Raw genomic sequence first — 6,359 nt, 5'->3', positions numbered from 1 at the left:
AACAGCGCCGGAGACGACCAACACCCCGGGACAACAAGGACAGCGATCGCCCGATCCAGTCACCCGGATCAGCTCCGCTCCACCAACAATCCCGAAGACCGCCAGAACCCCGCCCCACCAGCTGGTGGACCGCGGCGCCCGTCGGTGAAAATGGGTATAGGGAGCCCGGCCACGGACGTCAATCGGAAAATCGCGAAAAGTGCGAGGAGGGCCGCTACGGGCCCGCAGAACGCATCTGACAGCCCGTCCGCGACCGTAGTGCGCCTATCAGGCGATCAATATCCCTTCTTCACTTGTGCCAGCGCGCGGGTGAGCCCGTCGGCCACGATCGCGCGCTCGTCAGGAGAGGCGTCACGGGCGACGATGACATGCTCGCGGCGCGAGGTCAGCGTCAGCGTGCGCAGGCCGAACTCCTCGTCGTCGACGCGGCTGAGCTTGGTCCAAAGTGGGTTGAAGCGCCACTCACGCCGGACGCCTCGCGGATCGATGCGGGCCAGGAAGACTTCGATCGGCGAGATCGCCACTTCCTCAAAGGATCGCCCGCGGCGGAAGCTCACCTTCAGCGCAACGTACAGCGCCAGCATATCGAGGCCGAAGAACCCGGCGATCGGCCAGAACCCGGCGCGCCAGCATGCGATGGACGTCACGAGCGAGACGAGGCAGCAGAGCCCCATCACGATCCGGAAGCCGTCCTGGCTCAGGGATTGGTGGGGCCGGATCACGGCCGTGTAGACCGGCCGGTCCATCGTTGCGGGATCAAGCCCGTCCGGATGTGCAGGAATGTTGCCGCTCGCCATGGGCGGAATATAACGCGCCGATGCCAACGAAAAAGCCGTCTTCCCGCCCTTCTGCCCCTTCTGCGGTAAAAAGTCAGGCGGCGAAGTCTGCTGCCGCGGGCGCGAAACCAGCAAAGCCGCAAGCCAAGCTGTCGCCGACTCTGGCGGCGCGGGTCGAAACCTCGCCACCGGCCGTCGACGACGCCACTCTGGTCGAGATCTTCTCACGCCTGCGTGCTGCCGATCCGGAGCCTCGCTCGGAACTCGACTATCTCAACCCTTACACGCTGCTCGTCGCGGTGGTGCTCTCGGCGCAGGCGACCGACAGGAGCGTCAATCTCGCGACCGCGCCGCTCTTCGCCATCGCTGACACGCCACAGAAGATGCTCGAACTCGGGGAGGAGCGGGTGCGGCACTTCATCCGCACTATCGGCCTGTTCAACACCAAGGCCAAGAACGTGGTCGCGCTGTCGCGGATCCTGGTGGAGCGGCACGGGGGTGAGGTGCCGCGCGAGGCCGAGGCTCTGGAGGTGCTGCCGGGCGTCGGAACGAAGACCGCGAGCGTCGTGCTCAACGTGGCCTTCGGCGTACCGCGGATCGCGGTCGATACCCACATCTTCCGCGTCTCGAACCGCATCCCGCTGTTTCCCGCAGCCACCACCGACAAGGTACAGGCCGGCCTCGAGGCGCGGGTGCCTGAGCCGTTTCGCCTCAACGCGCATCATTGGCTGATCCTGCACGGGCGCTACACCTGCAAGGCACGGCGCCCGGAATGTCCACGCTGCGTCATCGCGGATCTGTGTCGCTATCCCTCGAAGACGCTGGCGCTCCCCCCCATATCCACCAGCGATTAGCCATGAACCCGCGTCCCTGTGGACGAAGCGGTGCAGCGCCAATGCGTTGTGCTGCAAACCTCGTTCCGGTAGATTGATGGTATGGCGGCCGGGATTGGCACCTGAGGGCAGGTCCCGGCCGTCCGCCCGCCAGACGGGTCGCCGCGCCGCGGATTTCGCTTCACGTGCCAGTTCCGAAGGAGCCACGGCCCCATGGACTTCCTCAAACCACGGTACACGCCTATGAACCGCCGCCGTCGCATCTACGAGGGCAAGGCGAAGGTCCTCTATGAAGGACCCGAGCCGGGGACGCTCATCCAGCACTTCAAGGACGACGCGACCGCCTTCAATGCCAAGAAGCACGAGGTGATCGACGGCAAGGGCGTGCTGAACAACCGGATTTCCGAGTTCGTTTTCCAGCACCTCAACGACATCGGCGTGCCGACCCACTTCATCCGCCGGCTCAACATGCGCGAGCAGTTGATCCGTGAGGTCGAGATCATCCCGCTCGAAGTGGTCGTGCGCAACGTGGCGGCGGGCTCGCTTGCCCAGCGGCTGGGGCTCGAGGAAGGCACCCAGCTCCCGCGCTCGATCATCGAGTTCTACTACAAGAACGACCAGCTCAACGACCCGATGGTGTCGGAGGAGCACATCACCGCGTTCGGCTGGGCGACCCCCCAGGAGATCGACGACATCATGGCGCTCGCCATCCGCGTCAACGACTTCCTGTCCGGCCTCTTCCTCGGCGTCGGCATCCGCCTCGTCGATTTCAAGATGGAGACCGGCCGCCTGTGGGAGGGCGACCTGATGCGCATCGTCGTCGCCGACGAGATCTCCCCGGATTCCTGCCGGCTGTGGGACATCAAGTCCTCGGACAAGCTCGACAAGGACCGCTTCCGCAAGGATCTCGGCGGGCTGATCGAAGCCTACACCGAGGTCGCCAAGCGTCTCGGCATCATGTCCGAGAACGAGAAGGTCCAGACCGGCGGCCCGCGCCTGGTGCAGTAAGCCTTCAGCGCGGCGCGGCCGGCTCCTGACCGGTCCAGCCGCGGCGCAGGCGCAGATGGGTCGAGAGGTCCGGATCGAAGCCCGGATGATAATGGGGGTCCTGCGCCAGCAGCGACCCCCATCGCTTTTTGAGCGCCTCAACCTCGCGACGATGACGGGCGGCGGCCTCCGGCGAGGGCCGCCGGCTCGCCGATTCCCGGTGATGGAGCACGGCGCCGCCGACATAGAGCGTGTGCAGGCCGATAGCGTTCAGCCGGAGGCAGAGGTCGACGTCGTTGAAGTCAATCGCGAAGGTCGATGCATCGAAACCGCCCACGCGGGCGAATTTCTGCCCCTCGATGACGAGGCAGGCGGCGGTCACGGCTGAGACGCGTCGCGTGGCGCGCAGGGCGCCGAGGTAGCCCGCAGCATCGCCGGCGAAATGGCGGTGGCCGTGCGTGACGAGACCACCGGTGCCAAGCACGATGCCGCCGTGCTGAATGCGGCCTTCGCCATCGATCAGGCGGGCACCGACCGCGCCGATCTCGGGGCGCAACGCCTCGCGCACCATATGCTCCAGCCAGTCCGGTGCCTCGGCCTCGACGTCGTTGTTGATGAAGGCCAGCAAGCGTCCACGCGCCTGCGCCGCGACGCGGTTGTTGATGGCCGCGAAATCGAAGGGACCGGGGCAGGCGATGATCCGCGCCGCGCCCTCCGCCTCAAGGGTGCGGAAATAAGCGAGCGTCGCGGGATCGCGGCTACCGTTGTCGCAGATCAGGATTTCCTTGGCCGGCCAGTCGGTGCGGTGGCGCAGGCTCTCGATACAGGGCCGCAGCAGATCGAGGCGGTCGCGGGTCGGCACGATCAGGCTGACGAGGGGGCGCGGCTCGGGCAGGGGTCTGTCGAGGCGTATCACTCCGTCCTCCTCGACGACGACGCGCGCGCCGCCCTCCCCCGCACGGCGGAGATCGCGCTCGACGGCTTCCAACCGGGCAAGGCGGCTTGCCTGTCGCCCCTCCCCTCCTCCGACGGATCCGAAGGAGAGAATACGCGGGAGATGGCGTACGGCGGTCGACCCGAAGCGGTCCGCGACGCAAAGGGCGAGGTCGAGGACGGCGGCACCGGCGATGGGCGCCGCACCCACGATGCTGGCGCGGCGGAACGCGATCACGGGGCCGAGGTAATCGACCGAGCGCAGATAGTCCCGGTCGAAGGCCGGGCGCAGCAACGGGAGCCAGGGACCCCTAGGCCCTTGGCGGTACAGGGCGTCGCCGTACAGGGCGTGGAGATCCGTGTCTGCGAAGGCGGCGGCAATGGCGGCGGACGCGCCGGCCGCGATCTGCTGGCCGTCAGTCGAGAGGAGAACGATCGGGGCTTCGTCCGGCGCGATGCGGACCGCGCCTGCTGCATCGGGCGCGACGCAGGCGATCCCGGCCGCGGCCAGGGCGGCGGGCGGCTCGGGGGGCGGCACAAGGTTGGCGGGCCATTGCAGGTGATGGTGGGCACCGGCCAGGGCGATGAAGCGCTGCGCCGCCCGCAGCCGCCGGCCCGAGAGGCGGGTGAGCAGGATCGGCCACAGGCGACTCGGTCGGCGCAGAGCGCGGAGGGCGAGCGCGAGACGCCCCGGCGCGGGCTCGGCGGCGAAGCGCAGCGCGTCGGGCCAAATGTCGGGCCGGCCCTCGGCGCTCATTCCAGTTCCTCGCCGAAGGTCGTGAGCGACAGGGCCGGATGGTAGAATGGATCGTGCCGGATCACGCTCCGCCAGCGCTCGGTGAAGGCGGCCGCCTCGCGCTCGAAGCGGGCCCGCGCGGCGCCGACCGGCCGGCCGCGGCTCACCGATTCGAGGTGGGACAAGACGGCGTGCGGCGTCCACATCGTCTTCCAACCCCGCGCCCCAAGACGCAGGCAGAAGTCGATGTCGTTGAAGTCGATCGGGAAGGTCGCCTCGTCGAACCCGCCGACGGCCCGATACTTCTCCCGCGCCACGGCGAGGCAGGCCGCCGTGACGCCGGAGACTTCGTGCGCCACGGTCAGGCGATCGAGATGGCCGGGCGTGTCGGCGGGACGCCGCCGCAGGATGTGTCCGGCCTCCCCGCCGAGCCCCACCACCACGCCGGCATGCTGGAGCCGTCCATCCTCGTAGAGGAGCTTGGCACCGACGGCGCCGACCTCGGGCCGGGCGGCCTGCGCCGTGAGGACGTCGAGCCAATCCGGCCGCAGCACCGCCACGTCGTTGTTGAGCAGGACGAGGATGTCGCCCTCAGCCGCGCGCGCGCCGGCATTGACCATCGCGGAGAAATTGAAGGGATGCGGATGAGGCTCGATCCGCACCCGCGGATCGGCGCGCAGCCGGTCGTACAGCGCGAGCACCGCCGGCTCGGTCGAGCCGTTATCCACGATCACCAGCTCGATCGCAGGATAGTCGGTCTTCTCGAGGACGCCCTCGGTGACGCGCGCGATGAGCTCGAGCCGGTCGCGCGAGGGGATGATGATGCTGACGAGCGGTGCCGGCTCGGGGCGCGGCCAGTGCAGGTCGAGGCGATCCTGATGGAACATGGCCCGCGCCGGCGAGCCCCCGGCGCGCAGATGCCGGTCGAGCTGCGATGCGCGGACGGATGGGTCGGCGGTGAAAGGCTCACGGCGGCACAGGATCCGCGGGATGTGAGCGACGCGGGTCGCGGTCCCGGCGGCGAGATCCAGGACCAGAGCCGCGTTCTCTGGTGAGCCCATCGGCTCGGTCGGCAGGGTGGCGAGGAAGGTGCGCGAGACCAGGGCGGGGGCGCCGACATAGCCGGTGACGCGGGCGAGATCGGGGCTCCAGTCCGGCTTGAGGCGCGGCCTGATCGTCCGCCCGCCGATCTCTTCGTCGGCGTAGACCCACTCGGCCTCCTCCGTCTCGAAGGCGCCGGCGAGCAGGCTCAACGCTTCCGGGGCCAGGACGTCACCGGGGCGGAGCAGTCCGAAGAGGTCGGCGCCTCCGCAGAGGTCGCGGAGCGTGGCGGCCGGATCCCAGTTGGCCGACGAGACGCGCGGATCGGTTCCTGCCGGCTTGCCGGGTGGATCGCCATCGGTCCAGGCGATGAGGAGGGACCAGTCGGCGTGGCTCTGCGCCCGCAAGCTGGCCACGCTGCGTGCCACAGCATCCGCCCGCGCGAAGGTTGCGGGAAGGACAAGGCGGATCGAGGCGCCGGACAACGGCTCGGCCGGCTTCGTTCGCGACAGGCGCGCAGCCTTCCAGGCCGTGTAGCGGCCGAGCGGCGTCACGGCGCAGGCCCCGCGCAGGCTGTCACGCCAACGGCGCTCGTCGCGAGCGAGTCCGGCACGCAGGGCCGCCGCCGCGCGCAGGGGCCGCTTCAGTAAGGCTTCCGTGAAGACGCTCGCGCTCCCACGCAGCCCGACGCGCTCCAGAACGAAGCCCGGCTCCGCGGCGATCTCGATGCGCTCGCAGTCGTCGGGCAGATAGCCGAGCCAGTGCGCCGTGCCGAGGGCGAGCCCGGGCAGGACGAAGCTGTCACGGTGACCTCCCGCACGCAGCAGGCGCAGCAACGGTCGCTGCGGCCGGGCTCGCGCCGGCAGCGTGTAGGTCAGGACGAGCCATCGACCCTTCCGCGGGTTGCGGAAGGCGTCCGGCAGGACGAGACGGCGGTCGAACAGCGGGTCGTCGGTAGGCGCGAGCGAGAACGGCGTCTCCCGGCCTTGCCAGACATTCCGCCGCGCGCCGCGCCATGCATCAGAATGAGCGATGCCGTCCTCCGGCATGGGC

The 6,359-nt window shown here is 69.1% G+C and carries 5 protein-coding genes; 2 read left to right on the top strand and 3 right to left on the bottom strand.

Going from position 1 to position 6,359, the window contains the following annotated elements:
- Positions 1-275 precede the first annotated feature (275 nt).
- Positions 276-797, bottom strand: coding sequence for a DUF2244 domain-containing protein (locus MFF24_RS20910; protein ID WP_108938637.1), 522 nt, complete (start codon positions 795-797; stop codon positions 276-278).
- Between the two features lie 20 nt (positions 798-817).
- On the opposite strand from MFF24_RS20910, the gene nth reads away from it, so the two are divergent.
- Together nth and purC are read left to right on the top strand one after the other, a co-directional pair.
- Positions 818-1,630, top strand: coding sequence for an endonuclease III (gene nth, locus MFF24_RS20905; RefSeq protein WP_238227106.1), 813 nt, complete (start codon positions 818-820; stop codon positions 1,628-1,630).
- Between the two features lie 192 nt (positions 1,631-1,822).
- A complete protein-coding gene (gene purC, locus MFF24_RS20900; protein ID WP_017487305.1) occupies positions 1,823-2,617 on the top strand; it encodes a phosphoribosylaminoimidazolesuccinocarboxamide synthase in 795 nt (264 codons plus the stop codon).
- A 4-nt stretch (positions 2,618-2,621) separates the two neighbouring features.
- Here purC and MFF24_RS20895 read toward each other — a convergent pair whose 3' ends face one another.
- Positions 2,622-4,286: a glycosyltransferase gene (locus tag MFF24_RS20895; RefSeq protein WP_238227105.1), complete on the bottom strand. Its 1,665-nt coding sequence runs from the start codon at positions 4,284-4,286 to the stop codon at positions 2,622-2,624.
- Positions 4,283-6,355, bottom strand: coding sequence for a glycosyltransferase family 2 protein (locus MFF24_RS20890; protein ID WP_238227103.1), 2,073 nt, complete (start codon positions 6,353-6,355; stop codon positions 4,283-4,285). The genes MFF24_RS20895 and MFF24_RS20890 overlap by 4 nt, the downstream gene beginning before the upstream one ends.
- Between the last annotated feature and the right edge of the window lie 4 nt (positions 6,356-6,359).

Origin of the sequence: Methylorubrum aminovorans (genome assembly GCF_022179725.1) — a bacterium.
GTDB lineage: Bacteria > Pseudomonadota > Alphaproteobacteria > Rhizobiales > Beijerinckiaceae > Methylobacterium > Methylobacterium aminovorans.
Note: the sequence above shows the minus strand (reverse complement) of the source record. Positions and strands in the feature narration are given on the sequence as shown.

What these genes read in the sequence shown, in the direction of transcription:
- MFF24_RS20910 (WP_108938637.1), bottom strand. Translation starts at nt 797, where the DNA reads ATGGCGAGCGGCAACATTCCTGCACATCCGGACGGGCTTGATCCCGCA.
- nth (WP_238227106.1), top strand. Translation starts at nt 818, where the DNA reads ATGCCAACGAAAAAGCCGTCTTCCCGCCCTTCTGCCCCTTCTGCGGTA.
- purC (WP_017487305.1), top strand. Translation starts at nt 1,823, where the DNA reads ATGGACTTCCTCAAACCACGGTACACGCCTATGAACCGCCGCCGTCGC.
- MFF24_RS20895 (WP_238227105.1), bottom strand. Translation starts at nt 4,286, where the DNA reads ATGAGCGCCGAGGGCCGGCCCGACATTTGGCCCGACGCGCTGCGCTTC.
- MFF24_RS20890 (WP_238227103.1), bottom strand. Translation starts at nt 6,355, where the DNA reads ATGCCGGAGGACGGCATCGCTCATTCTGATGCATGGCGCGGCGCGCGG.